The organism is Streptomyces sp. NBC_01241, assembly GCF_041435435.1.
Lineage (GTDB): Bacteria > Actinomycetota > Actinomycetes > Streptomycetales > Streptomycetaceae > Streptomyces.
In genome coordinates this window covers 5217104-5242469 of the sequence record NZ_CP108494.1, presented here as the reverse complement: position 1 = coordinate 5242469, position 25366 = coordinate 5217104, and the positions used below count along the sequence as shown (strand labels likewise).

Sequence of the window (25366 nt, the reverse complement as noted above, 5' to 3'; positions counted from 1 at the left end):
ACCCGGAGTACGCGGCATGTCCATCTCGCAGGTTATCCCCGCGCTCCGCATGACCCTAAATCGCAGGTCGCCCCTGAGCGGTGATTACGGTCACAGGCCGGGCCGGTCACCGGGTCGCCGTGGACAACTCCGCACGGCCGTGGTCCACGGGGACGGCCCCCGAACAGGCCGGGAACGCGCTCCACGCGAGACTCTCTTCCTGCTGAAGCGCGTTTCCCTGCTGCCCCGGGTTTCCCCGCTCCCCCGGGGTCCCCTGCCGGCGCGAGCTCCCTCCCCGACGGGGCTCAGTGCTGGGTCTCCTTGTCCGGTACGGGAAGCGGCCTCTTCTCGATCGCCGCGGCCATCACTTCCGGGAAGAGATCCGGGGTGCATGCGAACGCCGGTGCGCCCAGGGCTCCGAGGGCCGCCGCATGGTCGCGGTCATAGGCGGGCGCGCCCTCGTCGGACAGTGCGAGCAGCGTCACGAACTGCACGCCGGAGGCCTTCATCGCGGCGACCCGCTTGAGCATCTCGTTGCGTATGCCGCCCTCGTACAGGTCGCTGATCAGCACGACGACGGTGTCGGCCGGGCGGGTGATCCTCGACTGGCAGTAGGCGAGCGCGCGGTTGATGTCCGTACCGCCGCCGAGCTGGGTGCCGAAGAGGACGTCGACGGGGTCGTCGAGCTGGTCGGTGAGGTCGACGACGGCCGTGTCGAAGACGACGAGTCTGGTCCGCAGGGTGCACATGGAGGCGAGCACCGCACCGAAGACGGAGGCGTAGACGACGGAGGCGGCCATCGATCCCGACTGGTCGATGCAGAGGATGACGTCCTTCTTCACGGACTGTGCGGCCCTCCCGTAGCCGATGAGGCGCTCGGGGACGACGGTGCCGTACTCCGGGAGGTAGTTCTTGAGGTTGGCCCGGATGGTGCGGTTCCAGTCGATGTCGTGGTGGCGGGGCCGGTTGATCTTCGCCGAGCGGTCCAGTGCGCCGGTGAGAGTGGCCCGGGTACGGGTGGCGAGCCGCTTCTCCAGGTCGTCGACAACCTTGCGCACGACCGCTCTCGCGGTCTCCTTCGTCGTCTCGGGCATGGCTTTGTTGAGCGAGAGGAGCGTGCCGACGAGATGGACGTCTGCCTCGACGGCCTCCAGCATCTCCGGTTCGAGGAGGAGGGCGGAGAGACCGAGCCGGTCGATCGCGTCACGCTGCATGACCTGGACGACGGAGCTGGGGAAGTACGTACGGATGTCGCCGAGCCAGCGGGCCACGGAGGGTGCGGAGGCTCCGAGCCCGGCCGAGCGGTTGTTTCCGCCCCGGCCTCCGGGGCGGGCTCCGCCGCCGTAGAGCGCTGCCAGTGCGGCGTCCATCGCGGCGTCGCGTCCGGTGAGGGTGCGGCCGGTGCTTTCGGCGCTGTCCCCGCCCAGGACCAGCCGCCACCGGCGCAGCCGTTCGTCGTCGGCCGGGCCGGGCGATGAGCCGTGGGCAGGGTGCGGTGTGGTGTCGACGGTGTTCGTGGTCATCCCGTTGCCCCCAGCGGTTCCGGTTCCTTGACGTTCTCGGCACGCTCGCCCGGGTGGACGCCGCCCGGGACCGGATTCGTGTCGGTGCCTACGCCTACGCCTACGCCTGTGCCTGTGCCTGTGCCTGTGCCTGTGCCTGTGCCTGTGCCTGTGCCTGTGCCGATGACGGTGTGCATGTGGGCGTCGGTGCCGGTGCCGGTGCCGGTGCCGGTGCCGGTGCCGGTGCCGGTGCCGGTGTCCAGACCGAGCAGGAGCCGCAGTACCGGTACCACCGCGTCGGCCCGGGCCCCGTCGAGTCCGGGGCCGAAGCCGGGCACCGCGGCCGTGGTGCCGTCGGCGCCGGCGGCCGGTCCCCCGGCGGCCGGACCGCGCCGTACGAGCTCGCCCAGTGTGCGTCGCACGCCCGCTTCGTACACCGAGAAGGTGCGGCGCAGCAGAGGCAGCACATCGGCGAAGGTGTCGGCGGGAACCCCGGTGAGCCAGGCGTCGACCAGGCCGAGCAGTCGCTCGTCGTGGACGAGGAGCATGCCTCCCCCGGCGGTTCCGCCGACGAACCCCTCGATCCAGGCCGCGGCGTCGGGCGGGGGTGTGCCGGGTGAGAGGGCCAGGCCCATCAGCCGTGCCGCTTCGTCCTCCGCGAGCCGTCCTTCGTCGAGCAGCAGACGGGCCGCGCGGCCCCGGATGACGCCCGCGACCGTGTCCCGGGCGGCGAGCTTGTGCAGTACGGCGGTCCAGCGCTCGCGCAGCCCGTCCCCGTCGGTGTCCGTCCGAACGGCCTCGCCGAGCAGGCCGATCGCGGTGTGGACCCCGTCCACCCGGCGGCGGAGTTCGGCGGCGCCGTCGGCGTCGAGTCCGGTGCACGCGGGTGGCAGTCCGACGCAGATCCGCTCGGCGAGCCCGGCCGCGACCCCGCCGAGCGCCGCGGTGTCCGTGGACCGGACGTCGCCGTAGCGCAGGGTGCGGGCCAGTGCGGGCAGGGCGTCGGCGAGGTGGCCGACGTCGGCGTCGAGCGCGGCACGGTCCGCGAGGGCCGTCATGACCACGGGCAGCGCGTCGGGCAGTTCCGCGAGGAGGCACTGCTCGGCCAGCGCCGTGACCTCGGCGAGCCCGGTCGCCGAGGTCGCCTGGAACTCGGCCTTTGCGGTGGCCGCGGAGAGCACGGTGGTGCCCCAGGTCCCGGCCTCGGCGACCTGTACGTACAGCTCGGGTTCCCAGCGCAGCCGCCAGCTCTCCCGGAAGGTGCCGGTGCTCGCCCGGCCGGTCGCGGACTCGCCCCAGCCGACGGCCAGGATCCGCAGCCGGTGGAGCAGCCGGCTGCGGGCCGCGTCGGTGTCCTTGCGCAGGTCGAGCTCCAACTCCCGCTCCAGCGCCTCCGGTTTGAGCCGGAGCGTGCGCTGCTGCCGGGTGAGGTCGCGTTGCAGGGGGACGGCGGGGGCGGTGTCCGGCACTTCACCGAGTGTCTCGCCGACGATCAGCCGGTCCCGTACGAGCGCGAGCGGCACATCGGAGCCTTCGCCCATCACGGCCCTGATCGCGTCGGTCGTCTCGCTCAGCCCGGCGAGCGGGCGGCCGCGCAGGGCGGCCAGGGTCTCGGCGAGCCGGACGGCCTCGATGACGTGGGCCGACGAGACGAACCGGTCCTCGTCGCGCAGGAGCCCGGCGACCTTGGTCATCCACCGCTCGATCGGGCGGTCGGCGGCGTCGAAGAGGTGCCCGTACCAGCCGGGCGAGTCGATGCCCGCCCCGTAACCGCTGTGCCGGGCGAGCCGACGGTGCGACCAGGGCACCCAGGTCAGCTCGGTCTTGACCTTGGGGAGCCCCTTGAGCAGGGCCCGGTCGGCGGCGAGCGTGGTCCTCGTGCCGAGCGCGGGTACGTGCCAGGCGCCGCAGACGACGGCGATGTCCTCACCGAACTCCTTTGCTGCCTTGCGCAGTTGGATGCGCATGTACGCCTCGCGGGCGGTGTCCCGGGGATGGCCGCCGTCGCCGTACACCTCGCGCAGGGCGGTCATGGCCTCGGCGAGCGCGGCGAACGGAGCCCGCGGGTCGGCGGCCTCGCCGTCCTGGGTGCGGTGTTCGACGACGTCCTCCCACCAGGCCTCCGGGTCGTCGTAACCCGCTGTTTCGGCCAGTACGCCGATGGGGTCGATCGGAGCGCGGGCGGGCGAACCGCCGGCGAGTGTCCCCGAGCCGGCTTCCCCTGCCCCTTCTCCGTCGCCTCGCTCTTCCCCTTCCCCGTTCCCGTTCCCGTTCCCGTCCGGGTCGTCCTGGCGTTCCGCTTCCCGCGTCATGGCCAGCGAGTTCGCCGCGGGCAGGTCGATGAAACGGACCGGCACGTCATGAGCCAGCGCCCAGCGGATCGCGACCCATTCGGGGGAGAACGCGGCCAGCGGCCAGAACGCCACCTGCCCCGGGTCGTCGACGGCATGGGCGAGCAGCGCGACCGGCGGGCGCATCTGCTCGTCGGCGGCCAGCGGGAGGAGCGCGTCACCCTCCGGGGGGCCCTCGATGAGCACGGCCCGCGGGCGGGCGGCGTCCAGGGCCGCACGGACGGCTCGGGCCGAGCCCGGTCCGTGGTGCCGCACCCCCAGCAGCAGCGGTCCGCCGGGCGGCGTGGCCCGGGTCATGCGGATACCTCGCGGCAGGCGCGGTAGAAGTCCTTCCACCCGTCCCGCTCCCGGACGACGGTCTCCACGTACTCCTGCCAGACCACCCGGTCGGCCGCGGGGTCGCGGACGACCGCGCCGAGGATGCCCGCCGCCACGTCACCGGGGCGCAGCACGCCGTCCCCGAAGTGCGCGGCCAGTGCCAGGCCGTTGGTGACGACGGAGATCGCCTCGGCCGTCGACAGCGTCCCCGAGGGGGACTTGAGTTTGGTGCGGCCGTCGGTGGTGACGCCGTCGCGCAGTTCACGGAAGACGGTGACGACCCGCCGGATCTCGGCCAGGCCGTCGGGCGCGGCCGGGAGGTCGAGCGAGCGCCCCATCTGGGCGACGCGCCGGGAGACGATGTCGACCTCGGCATCGGGGGTCTCCGGCAGCGGCAGCACGACGGTGTTGAACCGGCGGCGCAGTGCGCTGGACAACTCGTTGACCCCGCGGTCGCGGTCGTTGGCGGTGGCGATGACGTTGAAACCCCGGACCGCCTGGACCTCCTGCCCCAGCTCGGGAACGGGGAGCGTCTTCTCCGAGAGGATCGTGATGAGCGAGTCCTGCACATCGGCGGGGATGCGGGTGAGTTCCTCGATCCGCGCGGTCATGCCGTCGGACATGGCGCGCATGAGCGGGCTGGGCACGAGGGCGTCACGGCTGGGCCCGTGCGCGAGCAACTGGGCGTAGTTCCACCCGTAACGGATGGCCTCCTCCGGGGTGCCTGCCGTGCCTTGGACGAGCAGTGTCGAGTCACCGCTGACGGCGGCCGCGAGATGTTCGGACACCCAGGTCTTGGCGGTGCCGGGGACGCCGAGGAGCAGCAGGGCGCGGTCGGTGGCGAGTGTGGTCACGGCGACTTCGACGAGGCGGCGCGGGCCGACGTACTTGGGCGTGATCACCGTGCCGTCCGGCAGTGTGCCGCCGAGCAGATAGGTGGCGACGGCCCACGGGGACAGCTGCCAACGGGCGGGCCGCGGACGGTCGTCGGCCGCGACGAGGGCCTTCAGCTCGTGGGCGAAGGCGTCCTCGGCATGCGGGCGCAGGGCCTCAACGCCATCGGTGGCGGTGGTCTCGGACACGGTCATGGATCCCCTCCAGATCGGTCGACCTGATGTGGTTTCCACCGTGCACCATGGCACTGACAATCGGCCCCGACCGCAGGTCAGGGCCGATTCGGCCGCTACGGAACGGGAGTTCAGCCGGCCACTGGCGAGACGGCGGACACAGCCGCCCGCCGTGCTGAGCCCCTCACCCTCGGCCTCCTTGACGACTTTGCCCTTGTGCGTGATCGAGCAGGAGACGTCGGCCCCCTTCTCGACGGCCTTTTCCACCTGATCGGCGGTCTCAAAGCAGGCGCTGAGGCCCACGGCGAGCCCGAGCGACGAATCAGCAGGGCAGACCGATTGTCAGTGGCGGGATCTACCGTCGTTCCCATGCTGCTATCTCAGGGAGAACCCTTGCGTACCGCCGCCCCGGCGGCGCGCTGGACGGTGGAGCAGGTACTGGCCCTGGCTCCTGACGAGGCATCGCGCAGGGCGGGGAGCAAGCTCGGTTCGACCGGTCCTTGGTCGGGCGGTGGATGCGACGGTTCGGGCGCGGTGTGGGGGCTGTGCAAGGGAAGCGGAAGCAAGCCGTATCAAACGGTGGTCGACACCACCGGCCCTGCGTACAAGTGCAGTTGTCCCAGCAGGAAGTTTCCGTGCAAGCACGCGCTGGGCCTGCTGCTGGTCTGGGCGTCCGGCGAATCGGCCCTGCCCACGGGCGAGGTTCCGGACTGGACCGGCGAGTGGCTGACGGGCCGTCGCAAGCGCGCGGCGGAGAAGGAGGGGAAGGACGGGCCGGCTGCGGGCGGCGCCTCGGCCACGGGCCCGGCCGACCCGGAGGCCGCCCGGCGCCGTGCCGAGCGCCGGGCCGAGCGGATCACCGGCGGAGCACAGGAACTCGAGCAGCGGCTGACGGACCTGCTGCGCGGCGGCCTGGCGGCGGCCGATCAATCGGGGTACGGGCTGTGGGAGGAGACGGCGGCCCGCATGGTCGATGCCCAGGCGCCCGGACTGGCCGCCCGGGTAAGGGAATTGGGGTCCATTCCCGCGTCCGGGCCGGGCTGGCCGGCACGACTGCTGGAGGAGTGCGCGCTGCTGCATCTACTGGACAGCGCCTGGCTGGGAATCAGCCGGCTGCCGGAACCGCTGGCGGCCACGGTGCGTACCCGGGTGGGGCTGACCGCCTCCGCCGAGGGCCCACCGATCCGCGACAAGTGGCTGGTCCTCGCACAATACGACACCCCGGACGGCAAGATCGTCACGCGCCGGATCTGGCTCCACGGCAGGGACTCGGGCCGCGCGGCGATGCTGCTCTCGTTCGGGGCTGCCGGGCGCTCCCCCGGGCTGGCACTGCCTGTGGGGGTCACGATCGACGCCGAGATCACGCCCTATCCGGGCATGGGCCGGCTACGGGCGGAGCTGGGCCGGCAGTTCGGTGTCCCGTCCCCGGCAGGCACGCCACCTCCGGGGGGCACGGTGGCGGCCGCGATCGCCGCGTACGGGCATGCCCTGCGGGACGACCCGTGGCTCGACACCTGGCCGGTGACGCTGCACGAGGTCATACCCGTGCCGTCCGGGAACGGCTGGCAACTGGTCGACGCGGCGGGCGAGGCAGCCCTGCCCCTCGCTCCGTCCGCGCTGTCCCGGCCCGGGCTGTGGAAGCTCGTCGCGCTCTCCGGCGGCTCTCCGGTCACGGTTTTCGGCGAATGCGGCCACCGTGGTCTCGACCCGCTCGCGGCCTGGTCCGCGGACGGGGACGGCGCCGCAGGCAGCGCCGGTATCAGCAGCGCCGATACGGCGTCCGGGACTGTGCGGCTCATCTGACGCCGGATTCACAGGATTTGAAGGATTCGAAGGGCTCATAGGGGGACCAATGCCTCACACCATCACACCCGCGCCATGGGAAGAGCTCGTCACTGCGGCGCTCCTGGGCACCGACCGCCGGCCTGTGGAGGGAAACGACGGACCGGCCGGGCTGCTGGACGCGGCTGCGCTGCACACCGTGCGGCGCAGAGCGGGACTGCTGCCCGCCCCCGCCGCCCCCCGGCCCGGGCCGGCGCCCGTCGACCCCAGGCCGCCGCTGCCCACGGCCGCGCGGCGCAGACTGGCCCAGTTGCTCGCGGACCGGTCGGCAGCGGGCGGCTCGGGTGGTCGGCGCGGTACGGCCCCCGATCTCACGGAACTGATCCCGCAGTGGCTGGCCACCGCCAATCAGCACGGCTTCCGGGCCCCGGCCGCGCTGCTCCCGCCCCTGCTCGACGCGGCCAGATCCCGTACCGATCTGCGGCCGCAGGCCCTGGTCTTCGCCGGGCCGCGCGGGCTGTGGCTGGCCGGGCTGAACCCCGAGTGGAAGTTCGCGCTGCGCGGGTCGTCCGGCGGCTCGCTGCTGCCCGACGTCACGGATTCGGAAGCAGTCGCCCGGCTGTGGGAAGAGGGCCTGTTCGCCGAACGGGTCGCCCTGCTCGGGGCCGTACGGGCACACGATTCCGCGCAAGCGCTCGCGCTCCTCGCCACCACATGGTCCACCGAGCGCGCCGAAGACCGGCTGATGTTCCTCGACTCACTGCGCGCGGGGCTGTCCGCCGTGGACGAGACCTTCCTGGAACAGGCCCTCTCCGACCGCAGCCGCAATGTCCGCTCGACGGCTGCCGAACTGCTGTCCGCGCTGCCGGAGTCGGCGTTCGCCGGACGGATGGCGGCCCGCGCGATGTCCTGCGTGAGCCCGGACCTCGCGGACGACGGCGTCTCTGTCGCCGTGGAGGCCCCGCACGAATGCGACGCCGCGATGGAGCGCGACGGCGTGGTGGCGGTGCCGCCGTCCGGGCGGGGCGAACGGTCCTGGTGGTTCGGCCAGTTGGTGGAGGCCACCCCGCTCGCCACCTGGCCGGCCCGGTTCGGCGGGCGCACCGCGCAGGAGATCGTCGCCCTGCCGGTGGCCGACGGCTGGGCCGAGGAACTGCACGCCGCCTGGTGCCGGGCAGCGGTGCGCCAGCGGGATCCGGAGTGGGCCCGCGCACTGCTCGGCGCTCCCTCCGTCCCTCCATCGACCGGACCGGGCCCGGCGTCGCTCGCCGAGCGGTCGGAGCTCCTCGCCCTGCTTCCGGCGGCCGAACGGGGCGCATGGGTGGCCGCCTTCATCGCGGCGCACGGACTGTCGGAAGCGTTCCAGCTACTCGGGGTCTGCCCGACCCCCTGGTCCGAACCGCTCGGCCGCTCGGTCGTCGACGCCCTGGACATCGCCCGGGACGCGGGCAGCTACCCCTGGAGCTTCAGCGGCGTGATGGGCCTGGCCGAACGCTGCCTGAACCCGGCCGAGGCAGACCGCCTGGAAGTTCTCACCACCACCCCGGACGAACCGGAAAACGCCTCACCGGGTGCGAACGGCTACTGGTCGGAGGCCTTCCAACGACTGGTCTCCACACTGCGGCTGCGCGCGGCGATGGACCTGGAACTGATACCGGGCTGAGGCGAGCCGCCGGACTTCGGCCGCGGGAAGCGCGGGGCAGCCCCGGCGGAGGGCTGCTCAGCGGGCGCGAGCCTCCGGGGCCCGAGCCGTCGGCGTCCGGCGCGGAGAGGTGTCGGTCCCGGTGGCCCTGGCCACGTCCCCCCGCACGGCCACTTCCATGCCGGCGCCCCGTGCGACCGTCCCCGCACAGCCGTCCCCGGCGCCCGCCGGAGTCAGTGGGCCAGGCCGGTGCGCCAAGCCGATGCACCAGGCCGGCGGGCCAAGTACCCAGGCCGGGCTGCCGGGCCCGGCAGCACCGGTGCCTGGGCCCGGCGGGCCCGAGTGGTGGTGGGGGTCAGGCTTCCGCGGGGTGGCGGACGTTTGCGTTGACCCAGTCGACGATCGACGCCGTCGTCGCACCCGGGGTGAAGATCGCCGCGACGCCCTGCTCCTTCAGCGGTGCGATGTCCGCCTCCGGGATGATGCCGCCGCCGAAGACCTTGATGTCCTCCGCCTCGCGCTCCTTCAAGAGCTCGATCACCTTGGCGAAGAGCGTGTTGTGCGCGCCGGAGAGGATCGAGAGGCCGATCGCGTCGGCATCCTCCTGAATCGCGGTGTCCACGATCTGCTCGGGCGTCTGGTGGAGCCCGGTGTAGATGACCTCCATACCGGCGTCGCGCAGCGCCCGCGCGATCACCTTGGCCCCGCGATCATGGCCGTCCAGGCCCGGCTTGGCCACCACCACACGGATCGGACCGGTCACACCCATCACTGCCTCCACATGCGTCTCCCGTGCCTGAAGGGCCAGGGATGTGAACGAACGTTATCGACAGCATCCCGCAACCCGCCGTTTCGCGGTGGACGGGGAGGGGGAAATCACACGTGGGACGTGTTCACCGGGCGCCGTTTCCCTCCATGCGGCACACCAGCCGTACGGGACCGGCCGCCAGGGGAGCCGTTACGAGGTCGCCGTACCACCGCGCCGCCAGCCGCGCGGCACGGCGGTACGGACCGCCGGGCCCGTCGGCATCGGATCCGACAGCCGGTCGTTCACCGGTGACCATCGATCGCCACGGGCCACCACGGGTCACTACCGGTTGCCACCGGCAAGCAGGGGCCCCCATCGGGACCAGACCCCGGCCGGGCCGACCACCGGCACCTCCGCAACGGCACCCCACGAGGGCATACGGGGACCGGAGCCGCCTCCCCGCTTGCCGAAGCAGGAGGTCGGCCATGCAGATCCTGCCCTTCCCACCGCAACTGCTGCGCCGGCCGTGTCCGTGCCCCACCCGGCTGCCGTCCGCACTGGTCAAGGCCACCGTGCTCGAACTGGTGGTTCTCGCCGGGCACGTACTCCTGTACCCCACCGGCATCGCCGGGGAGCGGCGGCCCGCGCCACGCCCGGCCGGACCACCCGCCGGTACCTCGCCCGCCCGGACCCCGGCCCTGCCCGCCGAGGGCAGCGAGCGGCCGCCCGTCGTGCTCCTGCACGGTTTCATCGACAACCGTTCGGTCTTCGTCCTGCTCCGCCGCTCCCTCGCCCGGCACGGCCGGCACCATCTGGAGTCGCTCAACTACTCGCCGCTGACCTGCGACATCCGTACGGCGGCCGAGCTGCTCGGGCGGCACGTCGAGGAGATCTGCACCCGCACCGGACACCATGAGGTCGACATCGTCGGGCACAGCCTCGGCGGTCTGATCGCGCGCTACTACGTGCAGCGACTGGGCGGTGACCAGCGGGTCCGCACCCTGGTCACGCTCGGCACGCCGCACGGGGGCACGGCCGTCGCCCCGCTGGCCAGCGCTCACCCCATCGTGCGCCAGATGCGTACGGGCTCCGCGCCCATCGAGGAGCTACGCAGACCGGCGCCCGGCTGCCGCACCCGGTTCGTGAGCTTCTGGAGCGAACAGGACCGGGTGATCGTCCCCGCCGAGGCGGCCTGCATCGACCATCCGGATCTCGACGCCCTGAACGTACGCGTCAGCGGCATCGGCCATCTCGCGCTCCCGGTGCACCCGACCGTCGCCAGCGCGATCCGGCAGGCACTGGAATCCGGCGCATCATCGACCGAAACCGCAGGAACTTCCGGAGCCAGGGGAGATTCCGAGGCCGGAGGAGCTGCCTGAGCCGGGGTGGTGCTGCCGCCTCGCCCACCGGGCAGGTTCCGGCGTGGGTCGCGTCGACGGCCGAGATATCGGGTCGCCCGGCCGAGACACCGGGCCGACGGGCCGAGACACCGGGCACTCGAACTTCGATGGCGCAGCCACCCCACCGGCCTCCGCCGCACCACACGAATAGAACTGGTTTCGAACATAGAGCCAAGGCTGTGTAGACAGTCCGTCGAAAGACGGCCGATTGCCCGTTTCCCGAGCCGTCCGAACCTGTCGAAGATTGTCGACGTCGCGTACCGCCGGGTACAGTCGCGGCCACCACTCCCCCTGGGATTCGGAATTCCCCCACCGGACTCCAGCACACAGGTCCTGCTGCCGAGGCGAGAGAGAAGTTGGTGAACGACCAGCACCCCCACGCCGGGTTCGCCGGATACGACAGCCAAGCCACCGGCAGCTTCGACAGCGATCCGCTCTTCGGTTCCCTCCCCGGTCACTACGACGGCGCGTACGACAGCGGCTACGACACCCAGCAGGCCGGATACAGCGGCCAGTACGACTCCACGCAGTGGGACACGGGCGCGCACCCGACCACCGCGTACGACACCTACGCCCCGTACGCGGCACAGCCCGAGCAGCAGTACGCCGCAGGCCCGACGTACGACACCACAACCACCTGGGCCACCGCCGCCACCGCCACCTTCGCCGGCGTTCCGGCACAGGGCGGCGCCCCGGACGCCACGGGCCAGTGGGAAACCAACGGCTGGCACCAGACCGGCCAGTGGGCGACTACCGGCACGGCCGTCCACGACACCGGCGCGTACGACGCCACCGCCTGGAACACCGGCGCCACGCCCGAACACGAAGAGCAAACCGCGCAAACCACCCAAACCGCACAGGTGTTGCACGAGGCGCCAGCGGCACACAAGGCGTACGACGCACACCTTCCGTACGACCCGTACGCCCCGTACGAGGCCCACCGCACCGCCGAGTTCAGCCTCCCGGAGACGGGCTTCGACACCAACGGGCACGAAACCACGGCCGAAGCCGCCGAAGTTTCCGAAGCCGCCGAAGTTTCCGAAGCCGCCGAAGTTTCCGAAGCCACCGGCGACGACAAGACCGCCGCCGCGACCCGCGACACAGCGCACCCCGACACCGCCGACGCCGCCCCCGATGCCCACCGCCCCCTCGGCCGCTCCGTCACCCGCGGCACCGGCGGCCGTAGCCGGCGGCGTTCTCCCGCGAAGCGTTCCGCGCTCCTCACCGTCGCCGTTCCTTCCGCCTGTGTGATGAGCGTGGCCGGTATCGCCGCGGCCTCCGTCGGCGGACTGGGCGGCGAGGACAAGAAGGACGACAGCACGACCACGATGGCGGCCGCCGACCCCGGCTCGGCCAAATCGGTCGCCGCCAACCACAAGCTGGACACCCAGCTCGCCAACCTCAGGGCCGACGCAGAGAACTTCGGCGACCGCGTCAGCCGTACCCAGGAACGCATCGATCTGCGCGAACGGCAGGCCGCCGAGAAGAAGAAGCGCGAGGAAGAGGCCGCCCGCAAGGAGGCGTTGCGCCCCAAGTACGTGATGCCCGTCGCGGAGCACGGCCTCAGCGCGTACTTCGGCCAGGCGGGCGTCAACTGGATGTCCGTGCACACGGGCATCGACTTCCCCGTCTGGTACGGCACGCCCGTGATGGCCGCGACCGACGGCACCGTACGCACCCAGTGGAACAGCGCCTACGGGAACATGGCCATCGTCACCATGGCCGACGGGACCGAGACCTGGTACTGCCACCTCAGCAGCACCAGGATCCGCTCGGGCTCGGTCAAGGCCGGCGACGTCATCGCGTACTCCGGCAAGTCCGGGAACTCGACCGGCCCGCACCTGCACTTCGAGGTGCGACCCGGTGGCGGTGCGGCGATAGACCCGCTCCCCTGGCTCCGCAGCCACGGCGTCAACCCGACCTGAGCCACCACGCACCCGACGGCGGTCGGAGCAACAGCCCCGGCCGCCTGCACGTCCACCCTTCTGCCGGGCCTACAGCTTCTCGACCGGCGCGTACCGCAGCAGCAGCTTCTTCGGCCGCTCGTCCCCGAAGTCGACCGTCGCCTTCGCCTGGTCGCCGAAGCCCTCGACGGCCGTCACCGTGCCGAGCCCGAACTGGTCGTGCGTGACCCGGTCCCCCACGGTCAGCGTGATCGTCGGCTTGTCGGAGGTCCGCCGGGTCGCGAAGCCCGAGGGGCCGGAGCGCGAACGGGACGACGACAGCGACGAGGTGATCCCCGACGTCGGTCCGGCCGGGGCCGCCATCGGCCCGGTCCGCTTCCACTCCAGGTGCTGGTCCGGGATCTCCTCCAGGAACCGCGACGGCGGGTTGTACGAGGGCTGCCCCCACGCACTGCGCATCGCCGCCCGGGTCAGATACAGCCGCTCGCGGGCCCGGGTGATGCCTACGTACGCGAGCCGCCGCTCCTCCTCCAGTTCCTTGACCTGGCCGAGCGCCCGCATGTGCGGGAAGACGCCGTCCTCCATGCCGGTCAGGAAGACCACCGGGAATTCGAGGCCCTTCGCGGTGTGCAGGGTCATCAGCGTGATGACGCCGGAGCCGTCCTCGTCCTCGTCTGGGATCTGGTCGGAGTCGGCGACGAGCGCGACCCTCTCCAGGAACTCGGCGAGGGTGCCCGCGCCTTCCTCGCCGGCCTCTCCCCGCTCCTGCTCGAATTCGAGGGCGACGGCGGCGAGTTCCTGAAGGTTCTCGATGCGGGTCTCGTCCTGCGGGTCGGTGGACGCCTGGAGCTCGGCGAGATAGCCGGTCCGCTCCAGGACGGCCTCCAGGACCACCGCCGGGCCCGCGCCGGACTCGACGATCGTGCGCAGCTCCTCCATCAGCGTGTTGAACCGCTTGACGGCATTGGCCGACCGGGCCGCCATGCCGTACGCCTCGTCGACCCGGCGCAGCGCCTGCGGGAAGGTGATCTTCTCGCGCATCGACAGCGCGTCGATCATCGCCTCGGCACGGTCGCCGATGCCGCGTTTGGGCACATTGAGGATGCGGCGCAGCGGGACGGTGTCCTCGGGGTTGGCGAGGACCCGGAGGTAGGCCAGGACGTCCCGGACCTCCTTGCGCTCGTAGAAGCGCACTCCGCCGACGACCTTGTAGGGCAGGCCGACACGGATGAAGATCTCTTCGAAGACCCGGGACTGCGCGTTCGTACGGTAGAAGACCGCGACGTCGCCGGCCTTGGCATCGCCCGCGTCGGTCAGCCGGTCGATCTCGTCGGCGACGAACTGCGCCTCGTCGTGCTCGGTGTCGGCGACATAGCCGGTGATGCGGGCGCCGGTGCCGGCGTTCGTCCAGAGGTTCTTGGGGCGGCGGCTCTCGTTGCGTTCGATGACGGCGTTGGCGGCGGACAGGATCGTCTGCGTGGAGCGGTAGTTCTGCTCCAGCAGGATCGTGGTCGCGTCCGGGTAGTCCTCCTCGAACTGGAGGATGTTGCGGATGGTCGCGCCGCGGAAGGCGTAGATCGACTGGTCCGCGTCACCGACGACGCACAGCTCGGCGGGGGCGTCGGCCTCGCCCGCCGGGCCGACCAGTTCGCGTACGAGGGTGTACTGGGCGTGGTTGGTGTCCTGGTACTCGTCGACGAGGACGTGCCGGAAGCGGCGGCGGTAGTGCTCGGCGACGTCGGGGAACGCCTGGAGCAGGTGGACCGTCGTCATGATGATGTCGTCGAAGTCCAGCGCGTTGGCCTCGCGCAGCCGGGACTGGTACATCGCGTAGGCCTGCGCGAGGGTCTTCTCGAACCCGTCGGCGGCCTGACCGGCGAAGGTCTCCTCGTCGATCAGCTCGTTCTTCAGGTTGGAGACCTTGGCCGTGAACGACTTCGGCGGGAAGCGCTTCGGGTCGAGGTCGAGATCGCGGCAGACCAGGGCCATCAGCCGCTTGGAGTCGGCGGCGTCGTAGATCGAGAACGATGACGTGAAGCCGAGCTTCTTCGACTCGCGGCGCAGGATGCGTACGCACGCGCTGTGGAAGGTCATGACCCACATGGCGTTGGCGCGCGGTCCGACGAGCTGCTCGACGCGCTCCTTCATCTCGCCCGCGGCCTTGTTGGTGAAGGTGATCGCCAGGATCTGGCCGGGGTGCACCCCGCGCTCGGCGAGGAGGTGGGCGATCCGGTGGGTCAGCACCCGCGTCTTGCCGGAGCCCGCCCCGGCGACGATGAGCAGCGGGGAGCCCGCATGGACCACGGCGGCGCGCTGCTCGGTGTTCAGCCCGTCGAGGAGCGCCGCGGGGTCGATGACGGGGCGGTGCGCGCCGTCGCGGTAGTACGCCTCCCTGGGCGGCGGGGGCCCGTCGAATACGCCCGCGAAGAGGTCCTCCGGCACCGCTTCGGGTGCGGAGTCCTCGGGGGGCGGCGGGGGCTCTTCCTCCGAGTGCTGGAGGCCGGCCAGGAAGCTGTCGTCAAAGAGGCTGCTCATCGCTTGTCGAGTCTAGGCCGCCGCACCGACACACGACGGCCGCATGCCGAACCGGACCCGGACCGCAGGGCCGGCCCCACCCCCTGCCGGGCACACAAAGAGAGCGGACGCCCACTCGCGGTCAGGAATTCCGGGCCCCCCGTCCGCGCCCGCCGCCCCACTTCGCCGAGGTCACGAAGATGTATCGGGCATATCGAACATCAACCTTCACAGCAGCACCATGGGTTGGCTAGCGTGCTCGTCCGGGCGGCCCGTACCCCCAGAGGCGAACCACGCCGAGCGGGCGCCCACGCCGAATCCGGGCTGCCCTCGCGGGAGTTCGGAACCGGGGACCCACACGCATGTACCGGGGTGAATCGGTCCTTGTCCCCCACGCGGACCGTAGGGCAGCCTTCCGTTCCGCCCGAACCCGACAGCTAACCCGGTAGGCGGTCCACGGAAGGAGATGCCGGCCTTGGCATCGCATCGCAAGCCGCGCACCCGGGTGCGCACCACCACACCGGCCGTCGGGCTCACGACGGCGGCACTGGCGTCCGTGACCCTGCTCTCCACGCAGAGCGCGATGGCCGCCCCCGCTCCGAAAGCCGGCATCGAGGACGTCCAGAAGCAGGTCGACGACCTCTACCGGCAGGCGGGCACCGCGACCCAGCAGTACAACCAGGCGAAGGAGGCCGCCGCCACCCAGCGCACCAAGGTCGACGCCCTGCTGGACGATGTCGCCAAGCGCGCCGACCAGCTCAACGAGGCCCGCAGGACGCTCGGCACGTACGCGGCCGCGCAGTACCGCAGCGGCACCATCGCACCGAGCGCCACCTTCTTCCTGGCCGACGACCCGCAGTCGTATTTCGACCAGAACCAGCTGATGAACCGGATGACCAGCCGGCAGCAGAAGGCGATCACGGACTTCCGTACGCAGCAGACCAAGGCGGCGAAGAAGCGTGCCGAGGCGGTGCAGAGCCTGGAGACGCTGACCACGACGCAGACCACGCTGCGCACCAGCAAGCAGGACGTCCAGAAGAAGCTGGGCGAGGCGCGCGCGTTGCTGTCGCAGCTGACCGCCGAGGAGAAGGCGCGGCTCGCGGAGCTGGAGCGGAAGAAGGAGGCGGAGGCCCGGCGCAAGGCGGAAGAACTGGCCAAGCAGCAGGCCGCCGCCAAGGCGGAGGCGGACCGCAAGGCGGCGGAGGCCGCGAAGGAAGCGGGTTCCGGCACCGGTACGGGCACCGGTACGGGCACCGGTACGGGCACCGGTACGGGCACGAGCACCGGCTCGGACAGCAGCGCCACCACCAAGGCGGAGAAGGTCCTCGCCTTCGCCCGCGCCCAGATCGGCAAGCCGTACGTCTGGGGCGCGACGGGCCCGTCCTCGTACGACTGCTCCGGGCTCACCCAGGCGGCGTGGAAGGCCGCGGGCGTCGACATCCCGCGCACCACCTGGGACCAGGTGAAGACAGGCACCCGGGTCGCGACGGCGGACCTGCGCCCGGGCGACCTCGTCTTCTTCTACGACGACATCAGCCACGTCGGCATCTACAAGGGTGACGGGATGATGATCCACGCGCCGAAGCCGGGGGCGAATGTGCGCGAGGAGTCGATCTACTACATGCCGATCTACGGCAGCGTGCGGCCGGCGTAGCGATTCGCACGGCCATCGGCCATCGGCCGGGGCGCGGGCCGCCCCGCACTCCGGCCGACTCAGGACCCAGGCCTCGGAACCCGGCCCGGCTCGGACCCCGGCTCTCGGAACATCGGCCTCGGTTCCCCGGCCTCGGTTCCCCGGCCTCGGTTCCCCGGCCTCGGTTCCCCGGCCTCGGTTCCCCGGCCTCGGTTCCCCGGCCTCAGCTCTCCGGCCCGAGCTCTCCGGCCTCGGTTCTCAGGTCCAGAGCGTGGCGATGAAGATGTTGGCGAGCGTCAGCCCGCCCACGGCCGAGAAGGCGCCCTTGTCGACCTTCTCCTCGTCCCGCTTGATGTAGACCAGCGCGAGGATGACGACCAGGAGCAGCAGCTTGACCCCGATCTTGATGTTGTTCACGGGGTTGTCGTCGGCCTGGTTGAGCCCGACCAGTGCGACACCGGTGCCCAGCATCGTCAGCGCGCCGTGCAGCATCGCAGGGACGAACCGGGCCGTGCCCGCGCCCATCGCCTTCATCTGGGTCAGGAAACCGCCCAGCAGAGAGGCGATGCCGATGATGTGCAGGGCGACGAAGACATGAATGAGTACGTCCATGAGGCCGCAGCCTAGCCCTGCCCATATCACCACTCCGCAGGCAGGTGCGGCTTCCTGCCGCTTCGCTCGTGTCTGTACCAATTGCCTTACTCTGTTGCCATTTTTCCGATCAATCAAAGACAGTGCCGCGCCAAAATGAGGCAATAGGCGTCATTACAACTCTTCCCCGTGCCCCGGGTTTAGCGTCCCTGAGCAGGTGACCGTCTTCACCGCCGCTCCGCACCCGGACGGCACACCGGTCACCCCGCCGGGATCCGGCGGCGGGCCGCTCTCCTGTTGGTGACCCGCCGCCGGACCTCCGGCGGGCCCGCCGGTAGTCCCCGACGGGCAGTCGCCAGGAAGGACGCACGCCCCCGTGGCAGCGCACCGGAAACCCAAGCAGCGCTCGTACACCGGCTCTGCTGCCCGCACCGCGGCCACCCTGGCCTTCGCCGGGGCCGCCACCGCTGCCGTACTACCGGGGTCGGCACACGCCGACCCCCAGCGAACCCCCGCCCAGATCAAGGCCGAGGTGGACCGGCTCTACCACGACGCGGAGGTCGCCACCGAGCAGTACAACGGTGCGAAGGAGCAGGCGACCGCCGCCGCCGATGCCGTCGACACCCTGCGCGACGAGGCCGCCCGCAAAACCGAGCGCCTCAACGCCTCGCGCAACGCACTGGGTTCGCTCGCCGCCGCGCAGTACCGCACCGGCGGCCTCGACCCGTCCGTACAGCTGGCGCTCTCCTCCGACCCCGACCAGTACCTGGAGCGCGCGTCGTACGTGGACCGGATCGGCGACCGCCAGGCCGCCGAGGTCGGCGAGGTGGAGCGGCAGGTCGCCCAGATCGCCCAGCTGCGCTCGCAGGCCAAGGACGAGCTGGCGGCGCTGGCGGCGCGCCAGACCGAGCTGAAAGAACGCAAGGCGGCGATCAGGGCCAAACTGGCCGAAGTGCAACGGCTCCTCGCCACCCTGTCCCCGGCCGAACGCGCCGCCTACGAGGGCTCGGACGGCGTGCGTTCCGCCGGCCGCGTCGACCGCGGCACCGCGCGCGGCCCCGTACTGGCCTCCAACGCCCGCGCCGCCGAGGCCATCGCGTTCGCGTACGGGGCGCTCGGCAAGCCGTACGTCTGGGGCGCGACCGGCCCGTCCTCGTTCGACTGCTCCGGGCTCACCCAGGCCGCCTGGCGCTCCGCCGGCGTCTCGCTGCCCCGGACCACGTACACCCAGATCAACGCCGGGCAGCACGTCTCGCGCTCCGAACTGGCCCCGGGCGACCTGGTGTTCTTCTACTCGGGCATCAGCCACGTCGGGCTCTACATCGGCAACGGCCAGATGATCCACGCCCCGCGCCCGGGAGCGCCGGTCCGGATCGCGCCCATCGATCACATGCCCTTCGCCGGAGCTACCCGGGTGGCATAGGCTCCCGGCTTCCGACCGATCGGCAAGAGGACACCCACACATGCCCATGGACATCGAGGTCCAGACCCACGCCCGTACGCTCGCCCTGCGCTCCCTGGACCATCTGCGGATCGGCCCCTTCACCGTCCGGTACACCCCGGACTGGTCGATCAAGTACGCCAATTACGCGATACCCGACCAGGACGCCGAGCCGACGGCCGAGGACCTCGACGCCCTGATCGCGGCGTTCCGCGAGCGCGAGCGGCTGCCTCGGCTGGAGTTTCTGCCCGGCTGGGCGCCTGCGGTCGAACCCGCCCTGCTCGCCGCCGGGTTCACCGTCGAGAACCGGGCCCCGGTCATGGCCTGTGCCCCGGGCGACCTGCTGACGCCGAAGCCGGTGGACTCCCTCACGATCGCCGAACCGGTCACCGACGCGGAGTTCGACGCCGCCGCGCTCGTCCAGCACCTCGGATACGGCGGGACGGGCGTACCCGAGGAGGGACAGGCTGCCTGGCTGCGCGCGGCGGCCGGGGGCGGCGGAGTCGCGGCCCTCGCCACGGTCGACGGCGTCCCGGCGGGCGCGGGCGGCTGCTCGGTCCCGGTCGACGGCCTCAGCGAACTGGCCGGCCTCGCCGTCGCCGACACCTTCCGCCGCCGCGGCATCGGCGCCGCGCTCTCCGCCCGCCTGACCTCGACCGCCTTCGAGCGGGGCTGCCGGGTGGTGTGGCTGGAGCCGGGCGACGCCGATGTGGAACGGATCTACGCGGGCATCGGCTACCGCCGGGTCGGCGAGAAGCTGAACATCTCGCTCGACCCCGACGGTGCGGCAGGCTGAGCCCGACCGGTACGGGAACCGGTCCGTCGGCTCAGACCAGCCGTCGCGCCGTCGCCCACCGGGTCAGCTCGTGCCGGTTGGACAGCTGGAGCTTGCGCAGCACCGCCGAGACGTGCGACTCGACCGTCTTCACCGAGATGAACAGCTGCTTGGCGATCTCCTTGTACGCGTAGCCGCGGGCGATCAGCCGCAGCACCTCGCGCTCGCGCTGCGTCAGCCGGTCCAGATCCTCGTCGATCGGCGGCGCGTCCGTGGAGGCGAAGGCGTCGAGGACGAAGCCGGCCAGCCGGGGCGAGAACACCGCGTCGCCGTCCTGGACCCGGAAGACCGAGTCGACCAGGTCGGCGCCGGTGATCGTCTTGGTGACGTAGCCGCGGGCGCCGCCGCGGATGACGCCGATGACGTCCTCGGCGGCGTCCGAGACGGACAGCGCCAGGAACCGCACCGGGTTCTCCACGGCGCCCATCAGCGGGGCGCAGCGGCGCAGTACCTCGACGCCGCCGCCGCCCGGCAGGTGGACGTCGAGGAGGACGACCTCGGGGCGGGTCGCCGTGATGACGGTGACCGCCTGGTCGACGTCGGCGGCCTCGCCGATCACCTCGACGCCCGTCTCCTCGGTGCGGCCGATCTCGGCCTGGACTCCGGTGCGGAACATCCGGTGGTCGTCGACGAGCACGACCCGTACCCGGCGCTCCGGGCCCCCGGTCGCCTCAGTGGTCTCCGTCATCGCTCGCCCTCTCCATTTCCAGCTCGACTTCCGTGCCCCCACCGGGCACCGAACGCAGCCGCGCCGTACCGCCGTTGCGCTGCATCCGGCCGATGATTGATTCTCGTACGCCCATTCTGTCCGCCGGTACGGAATCCGGATCGAATCCCGGACCCCGGTCGCGTACCGAGACGAAGACCGTGCGGCCCTCGACCTCGGCGTAGACCTGGACGGCGCCGCCCTCGCCACCGTACTTGGCGGCGTTGACCATCGCCTCGCGCGCGGCCTGCATCTGCGCGGCCAGCTTCTCGTCCAGCGGGCAGTCGCCGACGACGACGACCTCCAGCGGGACGCCGTGCTTGTCCTCGACCTCGGCGGCGGCGCGTTTGACCGCCTCGGCGAGGGTCTCGGGTTCGTCGTCCTCGTCCTTGCCGGTGCCCTCGGGGTTGTACAGCCAGTTGCGCAGTTCGCGTTCCTGGGCGCGGGCCAGTCTGCGGACCTCGCCCGCGTCCTCCGCGTTGCGCTGGATCAGGGTGAGCGTGTGCAGCACCGAGTCATGGACGTGGGCGGCGACCTCGGCGCGCTCCTGGGCCCGGATGCGCATCGTGCGTTCCTCGGAGAGGTCCTGGGTCATGCGGACGAGGTAGGGGCCGGCCAGCAGCGCGATGCCGGTGAGGACGGCGATCGCGGCGGTGAGGACGTTGCCGAGCTGGGCCGCGGAGCCGCGTACCACCATGAAGACGGCCAGGCCCAGACCGACCAGGGCGACCCCGGCCAGCGCCCGGGCCAGGTGCAGGACCCGGCGGCGGCGGCCGACCTCCATCCAGCGGGCCCGCCGGGCGTTGTCGGCCTGCCGCCACACCAGCACGGAACCGGCACCGATCAGCAGCGTGGGCCAGATGTAGCGGTCGGCGCCGCTGCCCATGTCGACGTTGCCGACGAAGATCATGGCGCCGAAGAACAGCGCGATGAGGGCGAAGATCTGGCCCCTGTCGGGTTTACGGAGCCGGCGTCTGCCGTCCGGGGCGGTCTCGAAGACGGAGCGCGGCGCCTCCACGCCACCGACCCCGAGCGGGACGACGATCCAGAACACGGCGTAGAGCAGCGCGCCGAGACCGTCCGCGAAGAACAGGCCGAGGAAGACGAACCGTACCCAGACGACGGGCAGCCCGAGATGCCCGGCGAGTCCGCGCGCGACGCCGCCGAGCATCCGTCCGTCGGCGCTCCGGTAGAGCTTGCGCAGCGGCGGCTCCTCGGGGTCGGTTCCGGGGGAGCTCGCGGCGGCTCGGGGGGTGGCGGCTGGCATGACCCGATGGTCACATGCCGGCACGGGCGACGGCATCAGGGTCCGCCCCGGACCCGACCCTGAGAGAGCTCGGCCCCGCCAACGAGGCATCCGGGGGCACGGACGTCTCCCCCAGGGGTCCCGCGGGCCAAATATCAGGGATCGGCCAGGGTCGGCGCGGGTCCCGGACGTGCGCCCGGCCCGTCACCATGGAGCCATGACCGTTCCCCAGGACGCCTCCCCCGGTGTCGCACCGCCCCCGGCCCCGGGACCTCACCTGCGGCGCAGCTCGCGGCACAAGGTCGTGGCCGGGGTGTGCGGCGGGCTCGGCCGGTACTGCGACGTCGATCCGGTGATCTTCCGGATCGTGCTCGGTGTGCTGTCCGTCACCGGCGGCATCGGGCTGATCTTCTACGGCTTCGCCTGGCTGCTGATCCCCCTGGAGGGGGCGGACGAGAACGAGGCGCGCAGGCTGCTGTCCGGCCGCGTCGAGGGGGCGTCGCTGATCGCGGTGCTGCTCGCGCTGATCGGCTGCGGGCTGTTCCTCTCGATGCTGGGCAACGGCGGCACGCTGGCGTTCTCCGCGATGCTGACGCTCGCGGTCGTCGGCTTCGCCGTCTGGACGCAGAACCGCAGGACCGCGGCGCCCGAGGACCCGCTGCATCCGGCGACCGCGCAGGCGGTGGCGGACGCGCCGCCCGAGGTGAAGGCGCCGCCCCGGCCGGGCAGCCCGTCGTGGTGGCGGGACCCGATCATCAAGGACGGCACCTCGGGGCCGGTGGGCCCCGGCTATCTGTGGGGTCCGGCCGACACGGCGCCCGCCGACCGGGCGGTACGGCCCCGGGGGGCGCCGCCGGAAGATCCGTTCCGCGCGCCCCGGCCGGAGCCCGGCACCACGGGCCCGGTCTCGATCGGCGGTCTCGTGTTCCTGTTCGCGCTGATCGCGGGCGGGCTGGGCACGGGGCTGAGCTGGGACTCCCACCCCCTCGGCACGAGTCTGCAGATCGGTCTGGCCGGTGCGCTCGCGGTGTTCGGGCTGGGCATGCTGGTCAGCGCGTTCCTCGGACGGACCGGGTTCGGCACGGTCATGCTGTCGATGATCACGGCGGCCCTGCTGGCGGGCGCTTCCACGCTGCCCAAGAACATCACCACCCAGTGGGTGCGCGAGGGCTGGCGGCCGGCCTCGGTGGCGGCGGTCCGGCCGCACTACGGACTGGGCACCGGGGTGGCGCGGCTGGATCTCACGGAGATCACGGTTCCGCCGGGCGACACCGTCCGTACGGAGGTCAGCGTCGGGGCGGGCCGCGCGGTCGTCGTCGTGCCGAAGGCGGTGACGGTGAAGGTGGACGCCCGGGCGACCCTCGGCGACATCACGCTGCCGCTCAGCCGGCCGAGCGGCGCACCGGCCGGCAAGGCGCGCGAGGTGGACGTCAATCCTTCGCAGAACGAGCACAGGACGCTGCCGCCTCCCCCGGGGAGCAAACCGGCCGGCACGGTCGAGCTCACTCTCGAAGTCGGCATCGGACAGGTGGAGGTCACCCGTGCTGCGTCATGAGATCCGTCCGGGACGGGCGGTGGCGGGCGTGGTCATGCTCGCACTGGCAGCGGGATACGCGGCGGACGCAGCGGGGGCCTGGAACGCCCCGTGGGTGTTCTTCTTCCCGCTGTTCTTCGGCGGCCTCTGGCTGGCCGCCACCGCGACCTGGGTGAACTATCTGATCCGCCGCCGCCGGGCCGCGAGGAAGGCGTCCACGGAGAATGCCGCGGCCCCGCCGAGCAGCAGCGGCAGCCAGGCCATGAGGTAGGCCAGGTCGTTGCCGAAGTAGTACGGCTCGACCGACCAGCTCACCGTCAGCCACAGGCTCAGCGAGATCAGTGCCCCGCCGAGCGCGGCGAGCCGCGCCCGGAGCCCGATGAGGGTGCCGATGCCGACGAGGAGTTCGCCGATGGCGATGGCGTACCCGAAGGCGCCGGGGCTCTTCAGCGCGAGGTCGACGAGGGCCGGGATCGCGGACGAGTCGCGCACCGCGTGCATCGTCTCGCCGATGGAGCCGGCGCCGCTCGCGCGGAAGAAGGAACTGTCCGTCAGTTTGTCGAGCCCGGCGTAGATGAAGGTGACGCCGAGAAAGATCCGCAGGGGCAGCAGGGCATGCTCCCGTGCCGGCTCCTTGAGCCCTCTCGGCTCACCCAGACCGCGTACGGTCGTGTCGTACCCCTGCATGTGGCTCTGCATGCTGCTGCCCGCCTTCCGTAGACCCGTCTCCAGACCATACGTACGCGGTGAACGCACTGTTCGCCCGGTGGGACGCCCGATCGGCCGGTATTCATCGGCCGTCCGACCGGCCAATCGGTCCAACCGCCGGTGTTCATCGGCCGGTTTCCGACCACCCGGCGGGGCTCTCGTGCCGTCAGTCCGTCACATCGATCTCGACCTTGTTCGTCTCGACCCCGGCGGCGGTCACGACCTGCACCTCGACCAGCCCCGGTTCCACCTCCACCGGTACCGGCACGGTGAGCACGCCGTCGCTCGGGTTGGCGAAGCCGCCGGTGACCGGGATCAGCGGCACGTGCACATGGACCCGGCCGATCCGCACGACCATGCGGGCCAGCCGGTCCGGCGTCCCGGCGCCGGGCGGCACGAAGCCCGCACCCCGGATCTCGATGTCGTCGCCGGTGCGGATCGGCGCGTCCAGATCCCCGGCCTCCCGGGCCCGGACCACCGAGAGCACCACCGGACGCCCGCCCTCCACGTACTTCCCGGCGAAGTACGCACACGCCGAAACGGTGACCAGCAGCGCGAGGCCCCAGGGCAGGTCGGGCAGTTGCTCGGGCCGACGGGCCAGCCGGACCGCGGCGAACAGCACGGCGACAGTGCTCACCAGTACGTACTGCACATCCGTGAAGCTGCCCCGCCCCGAGTCGTCGGTGAGCAGGTCCGCGGCGCGTGGCCGCTCGGCCCGCAGCTTCTGCAGCCGCCCGGACAGGGCGCGTACCGTCACCACCCGGCGTACGACCACGGCGACGGCGCACACCAGCGCCAGCACGGTCACCACCCCCGCGCCCCGGGACAGCTCCAGCCCCTCGATCAGTTCGTCACGCTCGGCGTGGCCGGAGGCGCCCGCCAGCTGGAGCGCCAGCACGAGGACGGAGAAGACGGCGATCAGCACCCAGGACGCGGCGACCGCCCGGGAGGTGGAGAGCCGGTTGTCCTCGCCGATCACCGGGGCGAACAGGCCGCCGCGCGCCCGGTGGACGTGGGCGGCGGCGGTCAGCAGGCCCGCGGTGACGAGGCCGGCGACGAGCCCCGCCGTACGGGCGTTGGTCCAGCCCGCACCGATGGCGGTGGCGGCCTCGGCGACGACCAGCACGGCGACGCTCCCCCACACCGCGATCAGGGTGCGCCGCCACACCCGGTACAGCCAGGCGTCGCCCGCCTCCCGGCCCCGTTCGGCCACCGACCTTGCCGACTGGGTCAGCTCGTCCGAGACCCACTGTCGGGTCGCGGATGCGGACTGGGCGACCCCGGGCGGCAGCCCCTGGCCCGCGGCGAATTCGTCCCGTTTGGTCAGGAAGGCGGCCACCGCGCGCCGGTGGCCCTCGCGTGCCCCGTGCGGGCAGTCGCCGCACGTGCAGCCGCCGCCGTGCGTGCTGCTCGCCCTCGCCTCGTCCAACGCCACGGAGAACGCCGCCCTTTCAAGCCCCGGTAC

The 25366-nt window shown here is 72.0% G+C and carries 18 protein-coding genes and 1 riboswitch; of the genes, 8 read left to right on the top strand and 10 right to left on the bottom strand.

What is annotated here, in order from left to right; genetic code table 11:
• Positions 1-284 precede the first annotated feature (284 nt).
• The 3 genes from OG306_RS23525 to OG306_RS23515 are packed head-to-tail and all read right to left on the bottom strand — an operon-like array spanning position 285 to position 5238.
• The gene (locus OG306_RS23525) at positions 285-1502 is read right to left on the bottom strand and encodes a VWA domain-containing protein (RefSeq protein ID WP_266748049.1); all 1218 of its coding nucleotides are present in this window, start codon (positions 1500-1502) and stop codon (positions 285-287) included.
• Positions 1499-4129: a DUF5682 family protein gene (locus OG306_RS23520; RefSeq protein ID WP_371665596.1), complete on the bottom strand. Its 2631-nt coding sequence runs from the start codon at positions 4127-4129 to the stop codon at positions 1499-1501. Before OG306_RS23520 ends, OG306_RS23525 begins: the two co-directional genes overlap by 4 nt.
• Positions 4126-5238, bottom strand: a complete 1113-nt coding sequence (locus tag OG306_RS23515) for an ATP-binding protein (protein ID WP_266748047.1) — start codon at positions 5236-5238, stop codon at positions 4126-4128. The genes OG306_RS23520 and OG306_RS23515 overlap by 4 nt, the downstream gene beginning before the upstream one ends.
• Before the next feature lie 348 nt (positions 5239-5586).
• Here OG306_RS23515 and OG306_RS23510 point away from each other — a divergent pair, with 348 nt between their 5' ends.
• Both OG306_RS23510 and OG306_RS23505 read left to right on the top strand, forming a co-directional pair.
• On the top strand, positions 5587-7020 hold the full coding sequence (locus OG306_RS23510) for an SWIM zinc finger family protein (protein ID WP_266748046.1): 1434 nt from the start codon (positions 5587-5589) through the stop codon (positions 7018-7020).
• A 49-nt stretch (positions 7021-7069) separates the two neighbouring features.
• Positions 7070-8662 carry a DUF5691 domain-containing protein gene (locus OG306_RS23505; protein WP_266748045.1) on the top strand — a complete coding sequence of 531 codons (1593 nt, stop codon included), beginning with the start codon at positions 7070-7072 and terminating at the stop codon, positions 8660-8662.
• Between the two features lie 334 nt (positions 8663-8996).
• On the opposite strand, the gene OG306_RS23500 is transcribed toward OG306_RS23505, so the two are convergent.
• Entirely contained in the window at positions 8997-9410 is a 414-nt protein-coding gene (locus OG306_RS23500; RefSeq protein WP_266748044.1) for a cobalamin B12-binding domain-containing protein, read from the bottom strand.
• Positions 9411-9874: 464 nt separating this feature from the next.
• Here OG306_RS23500 and OG306_RS23495 point away from each other — a divergent pair, with 464 nt between their 5' ends.
• Both OG306_RS23495 and OG306_RS23490 read left to right on the top strand, forming a co-directional pair.
• Positions 9875-10768: an esterase/lipase family protein gene (locus OG306_RS23495; RefSeq protein WP_266748043.1), complete on the top strand. Its 894-nt coding sequence runs from the start codon at positions 9875-9877 to the stop codon at positions 10766-10768.
• A gap of 380 nt (positions 10769-11148) precedes the next feature.
• Positions 11149-12714 carry a M23 family metallopeptidase gene (locus tag OG306_RS23490; protein WP_371665595.1) on the top strand — a complete coding sequence of 522 codons (1566 nt, stop codon included), beginning with the start codon at positions 11149-11151 and terminating at the stop codon, positions 12712-12714.
• Between the two features lie 69 nt (positions 12715-12783).
• On the opposite strand, the gene pcrA is transcribed toward OG306_RS23490, so the two are convergent.
• Positions 12784-15228, bottom strand: coding sequence for a DNA helicase PcrA (pcrA, locus tag OG306_RS23485; RefSeq protein ID WP_266748041.1), 2445 nt, complete (start codon positions 15226-15228; stop codon positions 12784-12786).
• Positions 15229-15508: 280 nt separating this feature from the next.
• Positions 15509-15675: riboswitch (cyclic di-AMP (ydaO/yuaA leader) on the top strand.
• On the opposite strand from pcrA, the gene OG306_RS23480 reads away from it, so the two are divergent.
• Positions 15674-16861: a C40 family peptidase gene (locus tag OG306_RS23480; protein WP_266905692.1), complete on the top strand. Its 1188-nt coding sequence runs from the start codon at positions 15674-15676 to the stop codon at positions 16859-16861. Its footprint overlaps the riboswitch before it by 2 nt.
• 237 nt (positions 16862-17098) lie before the next feature.
• On the opposite strand, the gene OG306_RS23475 is transcribed toward OG306_RS23480, so the two are convergent.
• Complete coding sequence (locus OG306_RS23475) at positions 17099-17452, bottom strand: hypothetical protein (protein ID WP_266748039.1); 354 nt, start codon at positions 17450-17452, stop codon at positions 17099-17101.
• A gap of 355 nt (positions 17453-17807) precedes the next feature.
• On the opposite strand from OG306_RS23475, the gene OG306_RS23470 reads away from it, so the two are divergent.
• Entirely contained in the window at positions 17808-18854 is a 1047-nt protein-coding gene (locus OG306_RS23470) for a C40 family peptidase (RefSeq protein WP_266748038.1), read from the top strand.
• 40 nt (positions 18855-18894) lie between these two features.
• Positions 18895-19668 (top strand): GNAT family N-acetyltransferase, encoded by a 774-nt coding sequence (locus tag OG306_RS23465; RefSeq protein ID WP_266748037.1) that lies wholly within the window; start codon positions 18895-18897, stop codon positions 19666-19668.
• A gap of 31 nt (positions 19669-19699) precedes the next feature.
• Here OG306_RS23465 and OG306_RS23460 read toward each other — a convergent pair whose 3' ends face one another.
• Both OG306_RS23460 and OG306_RS23455 read right to left on the bottom strand, forming a co-directional pair.
• Positions 19700-20395 carry a LuxR C-terminal-related transcriptional regulator gene (locus OG306_RS23460; protein ID WP_266748036.1) on the bottom strand — a complete coding sequence of 232 codons (696 nt, stop codon included), beginning with the start codon at positions 20393-20395 and terminating at the stop codon, positions 19700-19702.
• Entirely contained in the window at positions 20379-21680 is a 1302-nt protein-coding gene (locus tag OG306_RS23455) for an ATP-binding protein (RefSeq protein ID WP_266748035.1), read from the bottom strand. The genes OG306_RS23460 and OG306_RS23455 overlap by 17 nt, the downstream gene beginning before the upstream one ends.
• Before the next feature lie 196 nt (positions 21681-21876).
• Between OG306_RS23455 and OG306_RS23450 the strand changes: the two genes are divergently transcribed.
• Positions 21877-23214 (top strand): PspC domain-containing protein, encoded by a 1338-nt coding sequence (locus tag OG306_RS23450; RefSeq protein ID WP_266748034.1) that lies wholly within the window; start codon positions 21877-21879, stop codon positions 23212-23214.
• A 156-nt stretch (positions 23215-23370) separates the two neighbouring features.
• On the opposite strand, the gene OG306_RS23445 is transcribed toward OG306_RS23450, so the two are convergent.
• Positions 23371-23880 carry a DoxX family protein gene (locus OG306_RS23445; protein WP_266752366.1) on the bottom strand — a complete coding sequence of 170 codons (510 nt, stop codon included), beginning with the start codon at positions 23878-23880 and terminating at the stop codon, positions 23371-23373.
• A gap of 187 nt (positions 23881-24067) precedes the next feature.
• A complete protein-coding gene (locus OG306_RS23440; RefSeq protein ID WP_266748032.1) occupies positions 24068-25336 on the bottom strand; it encodes a hypothetical protein in 1269 nt (422 codons plus the stop codon).
• Positions 25337-25366 lie beyond the last annotated feature (30 nt).

What these genes read in the sequence shown, in the direction of transcription:
- OG306_RS23525 (WP_266748049.1), bottom strand. Translation starts at nt 1,502, where the DNA reads ATGACCACGAACACCGTCGACACCACACCGCACCCTGCCCACGGCTCA.
- OG306_RS23520 (WP_371665596.1), bottom strand. Translation starts at nt 4,129, where the DNA reads ATGACCCGGGCCACGCCGCCCGGCGGACCGCTGCTGCTGGGGGTGCGG.
- OG306_RS23515 (WP_266748047.1), bottom strand. Translation starts at nt 5,238, where the DNA reads ATGACCGTGTCCGAGACCACCGCCACCGATGGCGTTGAGGCCCTGCGC.
- OG306_RS23510 (WP_266748046.1), top strand. Translation starts at nt 5,587, where the DNA reads ATGCTGCTATCTCAGGGAGAACCCTTGCGTACCGCCGCCCCGGCGGCG.
- OG306_RS23505 (WP_266748045.1), top strand. Translation starts at nt 7,070, where the DNA reads ATGCCTCACACCATCACACCCGCGCCATGGGAAGAGCTCGTCACTGCG.
- OG306_RS23500 (WP_266748044.1), bottom strand. Translation starts at nt 9,410, where the DNA reads ATGGGTGTGACCGGTCCGATCCGTGTGGTGGTGGCCAAGCCGGGCCTG.
- OG306_RS23495 (WP_266748043.1), top strand. Translation starts at nt 9,875, where the DNA reads ATGCAGATCCTGCCCTTCCCACCGCAACTGCTGCGCCGGCCGTGTCCG.
- pcrA (WP_266748041.1), bottom strand. Translation starts at nt 15,228, where the DNA reads ATGAGCAGCCTCTTTGACGACAGCTTCCTGGCCGGCCTCCAGCACTCG.
- OG306_RS23480 (WP_266905692.1), top strand. Translation starts at nt 15,674, where the DNA reads ATGCCGGCCTTGGCATCGCATCGCAAGCCGCGCACCCGGGTGCGCACC.
- OG306_RS23475 (WP_266748039.1), bottom strand. Translation starts at nt 17,452, where the DNA reads ATGGACGTACTCATTCATGTCTTCGTCGCCCTGCACATCATCGGCATC.
- OG306_RS23465 (WP_266748037.1), top strand. Translation starts at nt 18,895, where the DNA reads ATGCCCATGGACATCGAGGTCCAGACCCACGCCCGTACGCTCGCCCTG.
- OG306_RS23460 (WP_266748036.1), bottom strand. Translation starts at nt 20,395, where the DNA reads ATGACGGAGACCACTGAGGCGACCGGGGGCCCGGAGCGCCGGGTACGG.
- OG306_RS23455 (WP_266748035.1), bottom strand. Translation starts at nt 21,680, where the DNA reads ATGCCAGCCGCCACCCCCCGAGCCGCCGCGAGCTCCCCCGGAACCGAC.
- OG306_RS23450 (WP_266748034.1), top strand. Translation starts at nt 21,877, where the DNA reads ATGACCGTTCCCCAGGACGCCTCCCCCGGTGTCGCACCGCCCCCGGCC.
- OG306_RS23445 (WP_266752366.1), bottom strand. Translation starts at nt 23,880, where the DNA reads ATGCAGGGGTACGACACGACCGTACGCGGTCTGGGTGAGCCGAGAGGG.